The organism is Ancylobacter polymorphus (assembly GCF_022836935.1).
Classification (GTDB): Bacteria; Pseudomonadota; Alphaproteobacteria; order Rhizobiales; family Xanthobacteraceae; genus Ancylobacter; species Ancylobacter polymorphus_A.
Genome location: NZ_CP083239.1, coordinates 2,680,702 through 2,696,888, shown reverse-complemented (window position 1 = coordinate 2,696,888; position 16,187 = coordinate 2,680,702). Strand labels below are relative to the sequence as shown.

The following is a 16,187-nucleotide window of genomic DNA, read 5'->3' as shown; positions in this document are numbered from 1 at the left end:
CCCACCAACCCGTGCACTGACGCCCCCGCCAACGAGCTGCACACGGCCCTAAGGCCGCCCTACCCCACTGCCTTGTGCGACGAGCCAGGAAGCGGGTCAATCGCCTGCTTTCCCATGCGTGAGTTATATTTCGAAAACGATGCGATCTGCGCCATCCGCAAGGCGCTCCCCATGGCCGAGGCGCTCGGCGAGGCGCCACGTCTCCTCGCAGAGGAAGTCGCGGTCATAATCGCGCTTCCAGCGATGGGCGCTCTCCCGCTCGATGCCGCGATGCGCGTGGAATTTGGGATCGCCGATCATGCGCGAGCCCGGCCGCAGCCCATCGGTCATGCGCTGCGCGGGGTCGCCAAGCGGGTCGAGCATGGCGGGTTCGAAGTCCAGGCCGAGCGCCGTGCAGAGCCGCGCGCACGCCGCCTCGGGCTGCTCGACAAGGTCCTCGTAGCGCAGATGCACCTGCCGCGCGTCCGGGATACCGTCGAGAAAGCCGAGCACATTGGCGTGGATGCTGGCCCAGATGAGTTCCGCCAGCTGGTGCGAGGGCAGCGGACAGGTCGCGTCAGCCCCGGGACCCGCCAGACGCGGCCACCACAACTGGCCGAGCCGTGCCTCGTCGAACGAACGGATCATCCCATAGGGGTGGCGGCTGAGATGAATATAGACCGCGTTATCGAACACCGTCTCGGCGGCATCGAGAACATGCGGATAAAGCCCATAGAACGGCGTCTTGTCGACCAGCCGCCGGGTGCCGATCGCGGCCTGCAATCGCCCATAGACCTCCGCCGCCGACGCACCCGCGCTTTCCATCTCGTCCACCAGCGCGGCGGCCTCATCCGGCCCGAGCCCCATCGCCCCGACAAAGGCGCGCGGCAACCCTTCCAGCTGCGAGCCATGGGCGGCGCCATACCATGCCCGCCGCGCCGCGAGATCGGGATGGCTCAGCAGATAGAGTTCGGGCGGCGCGAAGAGCTGCGTGTGGCCGGCCAGCATCGCACGCAGAAGCGTCGAGCCGGAGCGCGGCGGGCTCAGAACGAACACCGCTGGCGGATTGCGGGAAGCCTCGGCGCGACGCGACGGCAGCGGATCGGCCAGCGCACGGCGAAACACCGCGCGTTCGGCATCCGTCACCGGCGGGAGGACGATGTCCCGTCGGTGAAATTCCTGTCCGATGGCACGCGCGGCGAGTTCCGGATAATGCGTGGCGAGGAACGTCGCCTGAAGGTCCGGCGTGGGCGCCTCATAGACCGATGAGACGTAAAGAATGTGCTCGGGAAAACGGGCCTGGATGAGGGTAGCGGCCTGCGCCGCCTGAAGCGACGTGCCCCCGCACTGGAAGAAGTCTTCCTCGCCGCCCATCGTGTCCTTGCCGAGCACCCCGGCCCAGATTCCCGCGACCCAGCGGGCCAGAGGCCGTCGCGGCCAGTCCTGCGGCGGCGATGCGGGCGCGGCCGGCGCCGCCGGGGCCGTGGCGAAGCGCTCGACCAGAAGGTGACGCTGCAGCTTGCCGCCGGCGGTGCGCGGGATCGCCTCGACAACATGCAGCCGCGCCGGCACCCGCCCATGCCCGAGCAGGGGGCGAAGCGCGGCGCGGAGGGCGTCGCGATTGAGGGTTCCGACCAGCGAAGGCGCGGGGACGAGAGCGGCCTCGATCTCCTCGCCGAGCATTGGGTGCGGCACGGCAAAGGCGGCCGCGTCGGCGATGCCGTCCAGCGACAGCAGCGCCGCCTCGATCTCCGCCGGGCTGATCTTCTCGCCGCCGCGATTTATGAGATCCTTGAGCCGCCCGAGCAGCCACAGATGGCCATCCGCATCCAGCCGCCCGAGATCGCCGGTGTGGAACCCGTCAGCTCCGAAGACGGCGGCATCACCGGCCGCGGCGGCGAGATAGCCGGGGGAGACCTGCGGCCCGCGCACCACGACCTCGCCTTCCTCGCCCGGCGCCGCCACCTCTCCCGAGGGGCGGCGGATGACGATGTCCGGCCCCACGCACCGCCCCACCGATCCGGCGCGCTGGAGCGCCGGCTCCAGCGGATTGCTGGCGATGACCCCGGCGGTCTCGGTCATGCCGTAAATCTCGACGATTGGAACGCCGAGCTTTTCGGTCGCCTCGTCCTTCAGCGCGGGCGGCAAGGGTGCCGAGACTGAACGTAGAAACCGGAGCGAGGACGGCGGCACACCGGCGGCGAGCGGCGCATCCACAAGCGCGCGGATCATGCTCGGCACCAGCTGGGTCCAGGTCGGCGCCAGCCCGCAGCCGGCCTCGAACGCCGCCCGCGAGAACGCGCCGGCGCAGATGACGCTTCCGCCGGAGAGAAGCGGCGCGGCGATCAGGTCCCACAGGCCGCCGATATGAAATTGCGGAAGCAGGTTCAGGCCGCGGTCGCGCGCGGTCAGGCCGAGCGATCCGATCAGCGCAGCGGCGGCGGCAAACAGGTTCGTCTCGGTGAGAGGCACCAGCTTGGGCTGCGCCGTCGTTCCGGAGGTCTGGAGGATCATCCGCGTGCCGGCGGGAGCGGCCAGCGGATCGTCGCCGTCGACGGCAAGCGCCTCTCCCGAGGCGGGCCCGAGGCGCGGCCAGCCGGCGACATCAGCCGGCGACCATTCGACGGCGAGGGTGGGGACGCCGAAGGACGCGGCAACGGCTTCGGGCGTGCCGGGCAGCCCCGGCCGGAAAACGAGCAGATGCGGGCGCAGGCGCCGCAGCGCCGAGGCGATCTCGGCGGCGGTGAGTTCCGGGTTGAGCGGCACCGCAATGCCGGTGCGCATCGCCGCGAGGCAGAGCGTCGCCGCTTCCGCGCCCGCCGGCACGAGAAAGGCAATGCGCGCGCCCCGCCCCGCCCCGGCCTGTTCAAGCCGGCGGGCGAGCCCTGCGATGCAGGCGGGCAGATCCCCCCAGCGCAGCGGCGGCCGGTCTCCTGTGGCGAGCATGGCGGCCGCTTGCGGCTGCCGGCGCGCCCACAGCTCCAGTGTGTGCCAACCGAGAGCGTCCGCCGGCTCGCTCACGCCGCAAAGGCCCGCTGCTCATGCGTGCGGATGGTTTCCTGCAGGCGCCCCATGGCGGGATCGACCGTGGCGTCGGCCCGGATCCGCAGGCTGAAATTGAACGAACGCCGGGGAAGCGCGGCGGCGGGATCGAGGGCGGAAACCCCATGCCACGCACGGTCCGTCTTGGCGAAGAAGAACAGGCGGTTCGGGCGGAAGGCGCTGGAGCCGATCAGTTCCACCTGTTCCCGGTGAAGGAAGAAATTGCTGAAATTGATCTCCTGCGCCGGGTTGAGCGGGCGATAAAGTTCGGTCGCGCCGCCCCAGCCTTCACGCCAATCGGGCTGCGCGAAATACAGGACGAAGATCAGCAGCTTGTCGACGGAGTCGGAGTGCGGCGGCAGCAAGGCACCGTCTTCGATGCTCGAAAACTCGCATTGAAGTTCCACCTGTTCGGGCGTCAGCTTCTGGCGAAGGCTGAACAGCTCGCGATACGGACCGGCGGGCAGCGTGTCGAGCGGAACGAGTTGCTTCGTCCATTCCAGGCAATGGCTGAGAAAATCACGCGTTGACAGCGCGTGGAGGAAACCCTTCCACAGCGGATCGATGCCATCGAGCAGCGTGGGGACGGGGGGCATGCGGAACAGGATCCGCTTCTTGCCCATTTTCAGCGTGTCGAGAGCCGGATGCTGGTCGGGCATGACGAAGCGGCGATCCAGCGCCTCATAGATGTCGGCGGGCAGATAATTGTCGATCCAGCCATAAGGAAAGGGGTCGCGATGCAGTTGCGCAACGCAGGCACCGGGCGGGGCGATCGTTACATCCACCATGGCAGCTACCGAACTCCGGTGATTTTCGTTCGATTATTATAATAGCCACCGTCGGGACGCCAGATCGGAACACCGCAGATGGTAACGTCACCGCTCCCGCGTGTCGGTCGGCACCGAGGCTTCGGCGGAACGTCACGCCCTTCCCGCCCTTTCTGCCGTCGCCCGGTCGTCGCCTCAGCCGCTCGGGGGCGCGAACGCGGTATCGGAAGGAGCGGAGGCGGCCTGCGACCGGATGAGGAACGGCAGTTCGTCCCGCCGGGTCGCGCACATCGCGTTGAATGCGTGGCGTATCCGGTCGAGCGTCTCCGTCGCCACGGTCGGGTCGCGGCTCTCGTCGCTGAGGATATCGAGAGCGTCAAAGGTGTCGGCCAGCCAGGGGTTGAACAGGCGCAGTTCCGGCTCCGTCACCATCTGGCGCCGAAGGCGTTTGTCGAGGAAGGCGTCGATCTCGGTGGCGACTTCTGCGGGCGCGACCGGCCATTCCAGTTCAAGCGCCCGCCCCACCCGTGCCATTGTGCCGGGCCAATCCTCGATCAACCGGTCGTAGCGCAGGAACACCCGGCGCTGATCGCGTGTCTCGGCCTCCGCGTCCAGGACATGGCGGAGCCAGAGGAGGAGACCATGTTCCGTGGTCATTGCGTCGCCACGCTTGGCAAGGGAGGCGACCACTTCCAGCGGATTCCGGTAGGGGATCACGATGCGCGGGCTGAGCCCGCCGGTCGCCAGGGCATCCAGCCAAAAGGGCACCATCCGGCAGATGCGAGGGTCCTTCACGGTGCTGATGCGGCTCAGATCGAATTCCTTTCCCAGCACCGCCAAAAGCTTGCGGGTGCGGGCCCGGTTAGCCACCAGCCGCAGCGCCGTCCAGTCGTCCCATCGGCTGCCGGCCTCCCTCAGCATATCGTCATGCAACGCGCATAGACGCGCCGACTCCCAATAGCCGGTTGGGTTGTCCTCATGCCGCGCCATAGGGATCCTGGGCATGGCGAACCCCAGCTTGCCCAGAACGGCCGTGGTCGCCGACGTCCCGCTGCGATGCATGCCAAGGACGAGAATGAGAGGTCTCGTGCGGCGGGAGCGGAATAGACTGAAGCGCATGCCCGTATGCGGCTCCGATAAGGCCGGTATCGCCATTGCCGACAGGTAAAATGGGAAGAACACTAAGCCGCTTTTTATTCCCGGCGACAAGTTCCACCAGCAAATCACTGCCGGGAAAGCGATGAGTTCAGCCAGGGATTTCAGCGGCAGAACGCCGAACGGCACCTCTCGGGCGCGTCGGTCCATACACCAAATCCCGACCGCCGATTCCCCCGGGTATCAGGGGTCTCGCCAATCGGCGGCGGAGAGCGAAGACGGCGTCGTTTCCGGCGCCCGGCGCATGTTCCAGCCCTATGCCGCAACGGAAACAGGCGCGGGGAAGAGGCACCCGCCCCCTGTTCGCCCGCGCCGCAGATGCGTATCTAGGGACACATGATTGCCCGACCGACCCGCGACATGCCCGACCTCGACACCGACGATGCCGACATCGCCGAGCTCGACCAGGACGAGGCCCTCATTGCCGACCTAGCCGAGGAGGCCGAGCCCGCGCCGGGCTCCGTCGCCATGGGCCGCGCCGCCATTGCGCGCGCCCTCAAGCACGCGCCGAGCGGGCCCGGCGTGTACCGCATGCTGGGGCCGGACGGCACGGTGCTCTATGTCGGCAAGGCCAAGAGCATCAAGCGCCGCATCGTCGCTTATACCCGCCCGACCGGGCTGACCGCCCGCATCATGCGCATGGTGGCGGCCACGGCCGAGATGGAATTCGTCTCCACCGGCACCGAGACCGAAGCGCTGCTGCTGGAAGCCAACCTGATCAAGCAGCTGCGCCCGCGCTTCAACGTGCTGCTGCGCGACGACAAGTCGTTTCCCTATATCCTCATCACCCGCGACCATGTCTCGCCGCAGATCACCAAGCATCGCGGCGCCCGCAACCGGCCGGGCGACTATTACGGGCCCTTCGCCTCGGTCTGGGCGGTGAACCGCACCATCAACGCGCTGCAAAAGGCGTTTCTGGTGCGCTCCTGCTCCGACAGCTTCTACGAGGCGCGCACCCGCCCCTGCCTGCTGTTCCAGATCAAGCGCTGCGCCGGCCCCTGCACCGGCGAGGTCAGCCACACCGACTATGCCGAATATGTCCGCGAGGCGCGCGACTTCCTCTCCGGCCGCAGCAAGGCGGTGAAGGAGCAATTGGCGCGGGAGATGGAAGCCGCCTCGCAGGAGCTTGAATTCGAGCGCGCCGCCGCCCTGCGCGACCGCCTCGCGGCGCTCTCCGCCGTGCAGGGCACGCAGGGCATCAACCCGCGCTCGGTGGAAGAGGCGGACGTGTTCGCCATCCATCAGGAAGGCGGGGCGACCTGCGTGCAGGTGTTCTTCTTCCGCACCGGCCAGAACTGGGGCAACCACGCGCTCTATCCCCGCGCCGACCGGACGCTGGAGATCGGCGAGGTGCTGGAATCCTTCCTCGCCCAGTTCTACGAGGACAAGCCCTGCCCGCGCCTCATCCTGCTCAGCCATGACATTGCCGAGCGCGAGCTGCTGGAAGAGGCGCTTTCCACCCGCGCCGGCCATCGCGTGGAGATCGCGGCTCCCAAGCGCGGCGAGAAGCGCGAGCTGGTCGAGCACGCGCTGCAGAACGCCCGCGAGGCGCTCGGCCGCAAGCTGGCGGAAAGCGCCAGCCAGGCCCGGCTGCTGGAAGAGCTCGCCCGCGCCTTCGCGCTCCAGGGCCCGCCGAAGCGGATCGAGGTCTATGACAACAGCCACATCATGGGCTCGAACGCCGTCGGCGGCATGATCGTCGCCGGGCCGGAAGGCTTCGCCAAGAGCCAGTACCGCAAGTTCAACATCCGCTCGACCGAACTCACCCCGGGCGACGATTACGGCATGATGCGCGAAGTGCTGACCCGCCGCTTCTCCCGCCTCTTGAAGGAGAATCCGCGGGCGGTGCCCCTCCCTTCCCCCTCTCCCCTTGGGGGAGAGGGTTGGGGTGAGGGGGAGCCGCCTCCGGAACCGGCACGCGCGCCCCCCCTCACCGACCCGCTTCGCGGGCCACCTCTCCCCGACGGGGAGAGGGAAGCCGACGACATGCCGTCCGCCGCCTCCTCCGCCTGGCCGGACCTTCTGCTCATCGACGGCGGCCCCGGCCAGTTGAAGGCGGCGCAGGAAACCCTCGCCGGCCTCGGCGTCACCGATGTGCCGATGGTCGGCGTCGCCAAGGGGCCGGACCGCGACGCCGGCCGCGAGACCTTCTATGTCGCGGGGCGCGAGCCCTTCCGGCTGGAGCCGCGCGACCCGGTGCTGTATTTCGTCCAGCGCCTGCGCGACGAGGCGCACCGCTTCGCCATCGGCTCGCACCGCGCGCGGCGCAAGAAGGACCTGACCCAGGCCGGGCTGCAGGAAATTCCCGGCATCGGCCCGACCCGCAAGCGCGCGCTGCTGCACCATTTCGGCACGCTCAAAGCCATTGAACGCGCCTCGCTCGCCGATCTCGAAGGCGTGCCGGGGGTGAACGCGGCGACGGCGCGGGCGGTTTACGACTTCTTTCATGCCAAGGCGACATGAAGGACTGGAACGGCCATGCGCGTCATGCGATGGCCACAGCCCTGACGCATCGTGATAAGCCTGCGGCAGGCAAGGCTGGGGACCGGGACGCGATTGACGCGGCCGGCTCGCATGTTTACCTGCCTGTGAGGGAGCCGGCGCAGTATGGTCGATGTCGCATCTAACCCGCAGACGGATCGGGAGCCGGCCAAGGTGACGCGCGGACACGCCATGTCGCTGCCCAACATCCTCACCTATGGCCGCTGCGTGGCGGTGCCGCTGGTGGCCGCCTGCCTGTTCTGGTCCGACATTCTCGAAGGCGGCCTGTGGCTGCGCTGGGTCGCCGTAGCCCTATACGCGGTCGCGGCCATCACGGATTTCTTCGACGGCTATCTCGCCCGCGCCTGGTCGCAGCAATCGGCCATCGGCCGCATGCTCGACCCGATCGCCGACAAGCTGCTGGTTTCCGCCTCGCTGCTGATGCTGGCCTCCGACGGCACGATTCGCGGCTGGTCGCTGTGGGCGGCGCTGGTGATTCTGTGCCGCGAGATTCTTGTCTCCGGCCTGCGCGAATTTCTCGCCGAACTGCGCGTCAGCGTTCCCGTCACCCGCCTCGCCAAATGGAAAACCACCGCCCAGCTGGTGGCGGTCGGCGTGCTGCTGGCCGGCCCGGCGGCGGACCTCGTGGTGCCCGGCATCACCTTGTTCGGCATCGGCCTGTTGTGGATCGCGGCGCTGCTGACACTCTATACAGGCTGGGACTATTTCCGCGCCGGCGCCCGCCATCTGATCGGGGACGACGCGTGAAGGTGCTGTATTTCGCCTGGGTGCGCGAGCGCATCGGGCTGGAGGCGGAGGAGGTCGCGGTGCCGGAAGGCGTCGCCACCGTCGCCGAACTCGCCGCCCATCTCGCCGCCCGCGGCGAGGGCTATGCCCGCGCCTTCGAAAATCCGCGCATCGTCCGCGCGGCGCTCGACCGGCGGCACGCACGGCCCGACACGCCGCTGGGCGACGCACGCGAGATTGCCTTCTTCCCGCCCATGACGGGCGGCTGAACCAGCGAGGTGAGCATGTTCACCGTCCGCATCCAGGCGCAGGATTTCGACCCCGCGCAGGAGGCCGCCGCCCTGTCGAAGGGGCGCACCGACGTCGGCGCCGTCGTCACCTTCACCGGCCTGTGCCGCGCGCAGGACGCCCCCGGCGGCGCCCCGCTCATCGCGCTGACGCTGGAGCATTATCCCGGCATGGCGGAGGAGGAGATCGGCCGGCTGGTCGAGCAGGCCCGCGCCCGCTGGCCGCTGATCGGCGCCACCGTCATTCACCGCTATGGCCGCATGGTGCCGGGCGACAATATCGTGCTCGTCGTCACCGCCTCCGCCCACCGCGCCGCCGCCTTCGAGGCGGCCGAATTCCTGATGGACTGGCTGAAGACCAGCGCGCCGTTCTGGAAGATGGAAGAGCGCGACGAGGGCACCGCCTGGGTCGTCGCCAAGGACGAAGACGACGACGCGGCGGAGCGCTGGAACTAGCCGATTTTGCCTCCGCCCTTCGGCCGGGATGACGGCAGGAGCCCAGGCAAACGAAAAATGCCGGCCCGAGGGCCGGCATTTCCATCATGCGCTCTCAGCAGCCCTCAGGCCGCTTCCGCCTTCTTCGGCTGCACCTCGGACATGTAGTCCTCCAGCAGCGTCTTGGTCACCGGGCCGGGCTGGAAGTGCTGGCCGGCGATCTCGGACACCGGCGTCACCTCGGCGGCGGTGCCGGTGATGAAGCACTCGTCGAAGCTCGCCAGCTCCTCCGGCATGATCGCCCGCTCCACCACCTCGATGCCGCGCCGCTTGGCGAGCGCGATCACCGTCTGGCGGGTGATGCCATTGAGGAAGGCGTCGGCTTCTGGCGTGTGGACCACGCCGTCCTTGACGAAGAACACATTGGCGCCGGTGCATTCGGCGACACGGCCGCGCCAGTCCAGCATCAGCGCGTCGGCGAAGCCCTCGCGCTCGGCGGCGTGCTTGGAGATGGTGCAGATCATGTAGAGGCCGGCGGCCTTGGAGGTCGAGGGCGCGGTCTGCGGGTCGGGACGGCGGTACTTCGCCATGCCGATGCGGATGCCCTTGAGCCGCTGCGCCGGGTCGAAATAGCTCGGCCATTCCCACGCCGCGATGGCGAGGTGGATTTGGTTGTGCTGGGCGGAAACGCCCATCATGTCCGAGCCGCGCCAGGCGACGGGGCGCAGATACGCGTCCACCAGCTTCTGCCGGGTCAGCAATTCGCGGCAGGCGGCGTTGATCTCGTCCTCGCTGTAGGGAATCTCGAAGTCGAGCAGTTCGGCGCTGTGCTTCAGACGCGTCGTGTGCTCGTCGAGCTTGAAAATCTCGCCGCCATAGGCGCGCTCGCCCTCGAACACGCAGCTGCCATAGTGCAGCCCGTGGGTCAGTACGTGGACCTGCGCGTCCTGCCAGGGCACGAAGGCGCCGTCATACCAGATCCAGCCGCTGCGTTTGTCGAAAGGTTCGCTCGCCATGGTTAAGTCTCCCAACCGGTGCGCCGGCGCGCCATGGGGAGGCGCCGGAGCCCTTCTTTCCTTCGGCATGGTGGCTACGGCCTGTCCGGCGAGAGCGCAACGCTTTGCCTCGCGGCCGAAGTCCCGTTATCGTCGCCGCTCGGCACGAGCGGGTACGACTTTGTCCTGTTCCGAGGCGGATCGGGCGGCGTGCCGAACGATCCTTTCGTTGAACGGGACATCTGGGTAACGATCATAACGAAAAAAGTCAACATGGCTGACATAAATGTCTCGCTGACAGCGCGCACCGGCAAGAGCGAGCCGGGGGCGGCGCGTGGCTCGTCGTCCTCCGAGGGCGAGCCGATGCTCGACCTGATCGAGCTGTTGTTCTTCGCCTATCGCAATTTCGTCAGCGATCCCGACGAGATCCTGCAGGGCTTCGGCTTCGGCCGGGCGCATCACCGGGTGCTGCATTTCGTCAACCGCCATCCCGGCATGCGCGTCACCGACTTGCTCGACATTCTGCGCATCACCAAGCAGAGCCTCGGCCGGGTGCTGCGGGAGCTGGTGGACCAGGGCTTCATCGACAGCCGCGCCGGCGCGTCCGACCGCCGCCAGCGCCTGCTCTACCTCACCCCCAAGGGCGAGGCGCTGACCCAGGAATTCGTCGCCATCCAGTCCCGCCGCATCCGCCGGGCGCTGGAGGAGAGCGGCGGCGAGTCGCGCGAGCTGGTGCGCCGCTTTCTTGTCGCCATGATCGACCCGGAAGATCGCAGCTCGACCGAGAAGCTGATCGCCCGCGCCGACCAGGCCGTGGAGGCGCGCAGCGCCGCCCGCGGCCGGACGGCCGGCTGACGGGAGGACCGCCATGCTCGACGCCCGCCTGAGCCCGGCCGAAGCGGCAAGGGAATCCCGCACCATGCCTGCCGACGACGCCTTCCACCTGCTCATCGTCGATGACGACCGCCGCATTCGCGACCTGCTGTCGCGCTTCCTCACCGAGCATGGCTACCGCGTCACCACGGCGGAATCCGCCGCCGATGCGCGCGCCCGGCTCGGCGGCCTCGCCTTCGACCTTTTGATCCTCGACGTGATGATGCCGGGCGAGAACGGCTTCGACCTCGCCCGCTCGGTGCGCGCCGATTCCCCCGTGCCCATCCTCATGCTCACCGCCCGCTCCGAGCCGGGCGACCGCATCGAGGGGCTGGAGATCGGCGCCGACGATTATCTCGCCAAGCCGTTCGAGCCGCGCGAATTGCTGCTGCGCATCGGCAACATCATCAAGCGCGCCGCCCCGCCGCCGGCGCAGGCCATCGAGGCCGTGCGCTTCGGCCCCTTCACCTTCCATCTCGCGCGCGGCGAACTCACCCGCGACGGCGAGCTGGTGCGCCTCACCGACCGCGAGCGCGACATGCTGCGGGTGCTGGGCGAGGCGCCGGGCCAGACCGTGCCGCGTCAGGACCTCGTGGCCCCCGGCGTCGCCGCCGGCGACCGGGCGGTGGACGTGCAGGTCAACCGGCTGCGCCGCAAGATCGAGCGCGACCCGGCCAATCCGGCCTATGTGCAGACGGTGCGCGGCGTCGGCTACCGGCTGGTCGTCGCTCCTTGAGCCCCCGCGACACCAGCGTGGTGGGCGCCGCGCGGGCGCGCCTGCGCCTCACCCAGCGCCGCATGCGGGAGAACAATGCCCGCTTCGGCGCGTGGTTCAACCGCGTCATGCCGAAGGGCCTGTTCGCCCGCTCGCTGATCATCATCGTCACCCCGGTGGTGATCCTGCAATCGGTGCTCGCCTTCGTGTTCATGGAGCGGCACTACAACACGGTGACGCGACGCCTCTCCGCGGCGGTGTCGCAGGACATCACCGCCGTCACCCAGCTCGCCGTGGCCTTCCCCACCGAGGAAGACCAGGACAAGATCAAGCGCATCGCCCAGCTCACATTGGGCCTCACCGTGGATTTCCTGCCCGGGGAGCGCCTGCCGCCGCCCGGCCCGAAGCCCTTTTTCTCCACCCTCGATTCCGCCTTCACCAGCGAACTGGCCAAGCGCCTGCACCGGCCGTTCTGGACCGACACGGTCGGCAATTCCAACCTCATCGAGGTGCGGGTGCAGCTGGACGACATGGTGCTGCGGGTGTTTGCCCGCCGCAGCCAGGCCTATCTCTCCAATTCGCACATCTTCCTGTTGTGGATGGTGGGCACCGCGCTGGTGCTGATGGCGGTGGCCATCCTGTTCCTGCGCAACCAGATCAAGCCGATCGAGGCGCTGGCCGATGCCGCCATCGCCTTCGGCAAGGGCCGCGACGTGCCCGGCTTCCGCCCGCGCGGCGCGCGCGAGGTGCGCGGCGCGGCGCTGGCCTTCCTCGAAATGAAGCGGCGCATCGAACGGCAGATCGAGCAGCGCACCACCATGCTCGCCGGCGTCAGCCACGACATGCGCACCATCCTCACCCGGTTCAAGCTGGAATTGGCGCTGCTCGGCGACAGCGCCGACACCGAGGCGCTGCGCAAGGATGTCGACGATCTCCAGAGCATGCTGGAGGCCTATCTCGCCTTCGCCCGCGAGGATGTGGCGGAAACGCCGGCGCTCGCCGACATGGCGCGGCTGATCGAGGAGGCGCGGTTCAACGCCGAGCGGCAGGGGGCGCGGGTGAGCGCCAGCTATAGCGGCGACCCGCTGGTGATGGTGCGCGTCGACGCCTTCCGCCGCTGCCTCGCCAATCTCGTCGGCAATGCCGGCCGGCATGCCGCGCGCATCGAAATCACCGGCACGCGCGACGAGCGCTGGCTCACCATCACCGTCGACGATGACGGGCCGGGCATCGCGCCCGATCTGCGCGAGGATGTGTTCCGTCCGTTCTTCCGGCTGGACGAGGCGCGCAATCAGGATGCTGGCGGCTCCGGCCTCGGCCTCACCATCGCCCGCGACGCCGCCCGCGCCCATGGCGGCGATGTCATTCTCGGCGAAAGCCCGCTCGGCGGCCTGCGGGCGACGATCCGGATTCCGGTGTAGACGCGAGCCTCAGAACAACCGCGCGCCGTTGGGCACATCCTGGTCCGGCTTGAACAGCACCACCGCGCCGTCGGCGTCGGGAAAGCCGAGGGTGAGCACCTCGGACATGATCGGGCCGATCTGGCGCGGGGGAAAGTTCACCACCGCCGCCACCTGCCGCCCGATAAGATCCTCCGGCGCGTAATGCACGGTGATCTGCGCCGAGGATTTCTTGCAGCCGATATGCGGGCCGAAATCGATCACCAGCTTGATCGCCGGCTTGCGCGCCTCCGGGAAGGGCTCGGCCTGGATGATGGTGCCGACGCGGATATCGACCTTGAGGAAGTCCGCGATCGTGATCTGTTCGATGGGGGCAAGACTCATGATGAACGCCTCAAGCTGAACGCCACAAACCCCGCACCAGAGGCGGCGCGAGGTGATTCCGGCGGTCAGTCTACGCGAAAGCCCGGCGTCGCTGTCACGCCATCACGGGCGCGTCCGGCGGAACCGGGGTCTCCGGCGCGGCGGGTGCGTCGGTTCCCCGGCTCCCACGGCGTCCGCCGGTGGCGAGGCACACCGCTCCCTCGATCAGGCCGAGCGCCCGCTCGCCGCGCGCCAGCTCGCGGTCCAGCGCCGCCATGGTACGGGCGAGCGCGGGATCGTCGTCGGAGAGGAAAGTCTGCAGCACCCGGCCGAACACCAGCGCCAGTCCCTGCGCCCGCACCGCGCCCTTCAGGCCGGCGGTGTCGATGCGCGCCGCCGCCAGCATCCATTGCTGCGAGCGCACGGAAAGCTTGTTCAGCGCAAGGGCGAAGAACGGGTTGCGTCGCGCCGAGTCCATCAGCGAACGCAGCGCCGCCTTGTGCGACGCCAGCACGTCGAGCCGGCGCATCAGCACATCGACCAGACGGTCACGGGCCGGCTCGTCCGCCATGTCGTCGGTGGGGGCGGCCAGCACCTTGGAATCGACCTCGCGCAGGAAGCCGGAGAGCATGTCGAAGGTGGAACCGAAGGCGGCGCGCAGCTCCGCAAGCGGCATCTTCGCCTCGTCCGCCACTTCGCCGAGGCTGATGCGCTCGAAAGGTTTGCGCGCCAGCAGCCGCATGAAGCTGTCGAGGGCGAGGGCGCGCCCCTCGCTCACCTTCTCGGTGGTCGCTTTCGTTCCCGGGGAGCGTGCCATGATGACCTCCATTCCTGAACGTTGCCTCACCCTGATGTAGGGTGCGGCACCGCACGGGAGAAGCCCCCGCGCGGCAAATCCCGGCAGGGTTCGCGCACGAAAGCGGGAGCGCTCAGCCTGCGAGTTCGCGCGAACGCCGCGCCGCCGCCGCCACCGCCTCGGACAGCAGCGGGCCGAAGCCCTTGTCCTCGTCCATCAGCACGGCGAGCGCCGCCGCCGTGGTGCCGTTGGGCGAGGTGACATTGCGGCGCAGCTGCGCCGGGTCGATGCCGGTGCGAACCATCAGCTCGCCCGCCCCCGCCACCGTCGCCCGCGCCAGCCGGTCGGCCATGTCGGCGGGCAGGCCCGCCTGCGCCCCCGCCGCCGCCAGCGCCTCGGCCAGCAGGAACACATAGGCCGGGCCGGAGCCGGAAACGGCGGTGGCGACATCGATCAGCGCCTCGTCCTCCACCCATTCCACCCCGCCCGTGGCGCGCAGCAGCGCGTCGGCGATGTTCATCTGGTCGGGGCTCACGGCGCCATTGGCTACCGCCACCGTCACCCCGCGCCCGATCGCCGCCGGCGTGTTGGGAATGGAGCGGACCACGGCCGCCCCGGCGGGAAAATAGGATTCGAGAAAACCGAGCGTGCGCCCCGCCATGACCGAGACGATGAGCGTGCCGGCATCGGCCAGCCCGGCCACCCGGGCGAGCACGTCGGGGGCCACCTGCGGCTTCACCGCCAGCAGCATCACCGCCGGCGGGCCGCCATTGAGCGGGTTCAGCGCCACGCCGCGCGCCTCGATGAGGGCAGCAACTTCCGCCGGCGGCGCCGGGTCGATCACCGCCGCCCGCGCCGGATCGAGCCCGAGATCAAGCCAGCCTTCCAGCATGGCACCGCCCATCTTGCCGGCGCCGACAAGCAGCACCCGCCCGGGAATGTCGGAAAGTGTGGCCATTGTGGAACTCCCCTGCCCGCGCGAGCGCGCGTCTTCATCCGCGCGAATGCGCGCCGTCAGCGGTCTTACTGCCGCCGTCGCGCCGCTTTGGCAATGGGAGTGTGCGCCGGATCGGCGGGCCTGTGCGTCAGGCCTCGCCCACCGTCTCGAACAGGGTGGCGTCCATCGCCTCGCGGGCGGTCTTGCCGGCCCAGACGACGAACTGGAAGGCGGGGAAATAGCGTTCCACCGCCTCGATGGCGCATTCCATCAGCACCTCGCACTGGCGGTCGGTGGCTTCCGCCCCGGCCAGCAGCAGCGCGTGGCGGAACATGATGACGCCTTCCTTCGACCAGAGATCGAAATGGCCGACCCACATCTGCTCGTTGATGAGCGAGAGCAGGCGCAGCACCTCGGTCTTGCGCTTCTCCGGCACCTTCAGGTCGAAGGCGCAGGCGATGTGCAGAGCCTCGACCTCGTCCATCCACTGGAACGAGACATGGCAATCCGTCCACCGCCCTTCGAGGGAGATGGTGATCTCGTCCTCGGCCGAGCGCTCGAACGCCCATTCGTTGAGCGCGGCCATGCGCTCGACGAGATCCAGCGGGTTGAGGCTGATGTCGGTCTCGAAGTCACTAGTATGGGTCATGCTCGACCTCGCGAGGGTGGGACGCGGAGGGGGTCGAACGCACGCAACGCGACGGCTGAGGCAAGCCGTTCAAGAATCGAACGAATCGCCGTCGTCCCAACTATATCGCGCTGAATCCGTACCTCGCTACGACCGTTGTACCATGGTCCGTATAAAAACGGGCCATGGCGAAAATTGGCACCATTGACTTGTCGCGGGATTCGGCCCGGCGCGGCAAGCGCCGTGTCGAAGCGTCCACAAGCCAGGCGGATGAACGGCTCAACCAAGCGAATCGGGCGGATCGATCGTCGCCTCAAGCTTCGACTCGCGGGCCTCCAGCGCGGCGATGCGGGCGGCGAGCCGCTCATTCTCCTCGCGCGCGGCGGCGGCGAGTTCCTTCACCGTCTCGAATTCCTCGCGGGTGACGACATCGAGCTCGCGCAGGATGCGCTCGGCCTGGGCGCGCATCACGCCTTCCGCCTCGCGGCGCACGCCGGTGGCGACGCCGGCCGCGTCGTTCATCAGCTTGGCAAAATCGTCGAAGATCCGGCCGGTGGTCTGGGTCATGGTCATCTCCCGGGATGAGG

16 protein-coding genes are annotated in these 16,187 nt (G+C 68.7%); 7 read left to right on the top strand and 9 right to left on the bottom strand.

The features are described from left to right. Nucleotides 1–123: 123 nt before the first annotated feature. The 3 genes from K9D25_RS12755 to K9D25_RS12745 form a co-directional block, all read right to left on the bottom strand. Nucleotides 124–3,000 carry an AMP-binding protein gene (locus tag K9D25_RS12755; RefSeq protein WP_279613736.1) on the bottom strand — a complete coding sequence of 959 codons (2,877 nt, stop codon included), beginning with the start codon at nt 2,998–3,000 and terminating at the stop codon, nt 124–126. Further along, entirely contained in the window at nt 2,997–3,809 is an 813-nt protein-coding gene (locus K9D25_RS12750; protein ID WP_244375693.1) for a 2OG-Fe(II) oxygenase, read from the bottom strand. Before K9D25_RS12750 ends, K9D25_RS12755 begins: the two co-directional genes overlap by 4 nt. A 174-nt stretch (nt 3,810–3,983) precedes the next feature. Then, nucleotides 3,984–5,093, bottom strand: a complete 1,110-nt coding sequence (locus tag K9D25_RS12745; RefSeq protein WP_244375691.1) for a sulfotransferase family protein — start codon at nt 5,091–5,093, stop codon at nt 3,984–3,986. A 186-nt stretch (nt 5,094–5,279) separates the two neighbouring features. Between K9D25_RS12745 and uvrC the strand changes: the two genes are divergently transcribed. The 4 genes from uvrC to K9D25_RS12725 all read left to right on the top strand — a co-directional run bounded on the left by uvrC (nt 5,280) and on the right by K9D25_RS12725 (nt 8,914). Continuing rightward, nucleotides 5,280–7,406: an excinuclease ABC subunit UvrC gene (gene uvrC, locus K9D25_RS12740; RefSeq protein WP_244375689.1), complete on the top strand. Its 2,127-nt coding sequence runs from the start codon at nt 5,280–5,282 to the stop codon at nt 7,404–7,406. Nucleotides 7,407–7,550: 144 nt separating this feature from the next. After that, entirely contained in the window at nt 7,551–8,192 is a 642-nt protein-coding gene (pgsA, locus tag K9D25_RS12735) for a CDP-diacylglycerol--glycerol-3-phosphate 3-phosphatidyltransferase (protein ID WP_370874118.1), read from the top strand. After that, the gene (gene moaD, locus K9D25_RS12730) at nt 8,189–8,440 is read left to right on the top strand and encodes a molybdopterin converting factor subunit 1 (RefSeq protein WP_244375687.1); all 252 of its coding nucleotides are present in this window, start codon (nt 8,189–8,191) and stop codon (nt 8,438–8,440) included. Before pgsA ends, moaD begins: the two co-directional genes overlap by 4 nt. A gap of 15 nt (nt 8,441–8,455) precedes the next feature. Further along, on the top strand, nt 8,456–8,914 hold the full coding sequence (locus tag K9D25_RS12725; protein ID WP_244375685.1) for a molybdenum cofactor biosynthesis protein MoaE: 459 nt from the start codon (nt 8,456–8,458) through the stop codon (nt 8,912–8,914). Nucleotides 8,915–9,018: 104 nt separating this feature from the next. Here K9D25_RS12725 and K9D25_RS12720 read toward each other — a convergent pair whose 3' ends face one another. Beyond that, the gene (locus tag K9D25_RS12720; RefSeq protein ID WP_244375684.1) at nt 9,019–9,909 is read right to left on the bottom strand and encodes a branched-chain amino acid aminotransferase; all 891 of its coding nucleotides are present in this window, start codon (nt 9,907–9,909) and stop codon (nt 9,019–9,021) included. 252 nt (nt 9,910–10,161) lie between these two features. Here K9D25_RS12720 and K9D25_RS12715 point away from each other — a divergent pair, with 252 nt between their 5' ends. From K9D25_RS12715 to K9D25_RS12705, 3 genes are all read left to right on the top strand, one after another. Beyond that, on the top strand, nt 10,162–10,743 hold the full coding sequence (locus K9D25_RS12715) for a MarR family winged helix-turn-helix transcriptional regulator (RefSeq protein ID WP_244375682.1): 582 nt from the start codon (nt 10,162–10,164) through the stop codon (nt 10,741–10,743). Between the two features lie 13 nt (nt 10,744–10,756). Beyond that, on the top strand, nt 10,757–11,497 hold the full coding sequence (locus tag K9D25_RS12710) for a response regulator (RefSeq protein WP_244375680.1): 741 nt from the start codon (nt 10,757–10,759) through the stop codon (nt 11,495–11,497). A gap of 62 nt (nt 11,498–11,559) precedes the next feature. Next, a complete protein-coding gene (locus K9D25_RS12705) occupies nt 11,560–12,897 on the top strand; it encodes an ATP-binding protein (protein WP_244450864.1) in 1,338 nt (445 codons plus the stop codon). A 9-nt stretch (nt 12,898–12,906) separates the two neighbouring features. Here the strand turns inward: K9D25_RS12705 and K9D25_RS12700 are convergent, their stop codons facing one another. From K9D25_RS12700 to K9D25_RS12680, 5 genes are all read right to left on the bottom strand, one after another. Then, the gene (locus K9D25_RS12700; RefSeq protein WP_244375678.1) at nt 12,907–13,260 is read right to left on the bottom strand and encodes a tRNA-binding protein; all 354 of its coding nucleotides are present in this window, start codon (nt 13,258–13,260) and stop codon (nt 12,907–12,909) included. A gap of 94 nt (nt 13,261–13,354) precedes the next feature. Beyond that, entirely contained in the window at nt 13,355–14,056 is a 702-nt protein-coding gene (locus K9D25_RS12695) for a TetR/AcrR family transcriptional regulator (protein WP_244375676.1), read from the bottom strand. Nucleotides 14,057–14,168: 112 nt separating this feature from the next. Next, on the bottom strand, nt 14,169–14,993 hold the full coding sequence (proC, locus tag K9D25_RS12690) for a pyrroline-5-carboxylate reductase (RefSeq protein WP_244375674.1): 825 nt from the start codon (nt 14,991–14,993) through the stop codon (nt 14,169–14,171). A gap of 127 nt (nt 14,994–15,120) precedes the next feature. Then, nucleotides 15,121–15,621: a YbjN domain-containing protein gene (locus tag K9D25_RS12685; protein WP_244375672.1), complete on the bottom strand. Its 501-nt coding sequence runs from the start codon at nt 15,619–15,621 to the stop codon at nt 15,121–15,123. A gap of 258 nt (nt 15,622–15,879) precedes the next feature. After that, entirely contained in the window at nt 15,880–16,167 is a 288-nt protein-coding gene (locus K9D25_RS12680; RefSeq protein ID WP_244375670.1) for an accessory factor UbiK family protein, read from the bottom strand. Nucleotides 16,168–16,187 lie beyond the last annotated feature (20 nt).